Raw genomic sequence first — 1,451 nt, 5'->3', positions numbered from 1 at the left:
AGACCCGCACCCGCCACATACAACTCCCCCGCCACACCCACCGGCACCGGCCGCAACAAACCATCCAGCACAAACACCCGCGTATTCGCAATCGGAGAGCCGATCGGCACGGACTGTGCGTCCTCGGGCAGCTCCGGGATGGCGTAGGTGCAGGCGAACGTGGTGGTCTCGGTGGGCCCGTACCCGTTCACCACCCGCAGTCCGGGCACCGCAGTCTGCGCTTCCCGCACGTGCCGTGCCGACAACGCCTCGCCGCCGACCAGCACGCGCGCCAGTCCCGCCAGCACGCTCGGGTCCTCATCGACGACCGTGTTGAAGAGCGCAGCGGTCAACCACAGGTTGCGGATGCCCTTCTCGGAGATCAGCGACCGGAGCTCCGCCAGGCCGACGGCGCCGGGAGGAGCGATCACCAGGCGGCCGCCGTGCACCAGCGCGCCCCACAACTCGAAGGTCGAGGCGTCGAACGCCAGCGGCGCCAGCAGCAGGTGCACGTTCTGCTCGCTGAACTCGGCGTACTGCTGCCCCCACACCAGCCGAACCACGGCACGGTGCTCCACCATCACGCCCTTGGGCAACCCCGCGGATCCGGACGTGAACATCACGTAAGCGGCGTCACCTGCGGCCACGGCTACTGCCGGATCCTCGCTCGGGAAGGAGGATTCATCGACACTCTCGACCTGTACGACCACACCGTCGAAGTCCGTCAGGAGGTCGGCCAGCCCTCCCTGGCTGACCACGACCTGGACGTCGGCATCGCGCAGCATGGACGCCAACCGGGCGGAGGGGTAGTCCGTGTCCAGCGGTACGTAGCCCGCGCCGGCCTTCCACACTCCCAGCAGTGCGGCCACCGCATCGGGACCGCGCTCCAGGCACACTCCGACCAGCGACCCCCTGCGCACACCGGCCGCGATGAGCGCGTGCGCGATCTGATTGGCTCGCGCGTCGAGCTGCCGGTACGAGAGGTGCGCGGCTCCGAACTCCACTGCCACGGCGTCCGGACGGCGCCGCACCTGTTCGGCGACCAAGGTGTGGACACCCTGCTCCGGCAGTTCCGTCGTGGTGTCGTTCCAGGATTCGAGGAGTCGGTTCTGTTCGGAGGCGTCGAGGACGTCCACTGCCGACAAGAGACCGTGTGGATCGTCTTCCAGTGTGCTCACGAGGTTGTCGACGCAGGTGTGCAGAAGTCGGCACACCGCCTGCCCGTCGACCGGGCCCACCGCGTCCACGGTCAGCCCGAACCTGGACTCCAGATCGTCGATCGCCACGGTCACCGGGTAGTTCGTCACCTCGCGCATGGACACCGTGACGATGCCCCTGGGCGCGTCAGCGGCTTCCGGGGCGGGTACCGCCTGTGGGCGCCTGCCGTGCCGGTAGTTGAACAGCGAGGTGAACAGCGGGCTGCCGTTCGGGATGCCGCTGGCCTGCTGCGCCAACGTCAGGGGGGCGTGCTC

The 1,451-nt window shown here is 68.8% G+C and carries 1 protein-coding gene; it reads right to left on the bottom strand.

The window, feature by feature from the left end:
- Positions 1-1,451, bottom strand: a 1,451-nt coding sequence (locus tag AB0937_RS38500; protein ID WP_366718868.1) for an AMP-binding protein, incomplete at both ends; no start/stop codon positions are given.

The sequence above is a fragment of the Streptomyces sp. NPDC047880 genome, assembly GCF_040706515.1.
Classification (GTDB): Bacteria; Actinomycetota; Actinomycetes; order Streptomycetales; family Streptomycetaceae; genus Streptomyces.
Note: the sequence above shows the minus strand (reverse complement) of the source record. Positions and strands in the feature narration are given on the sequence as shown.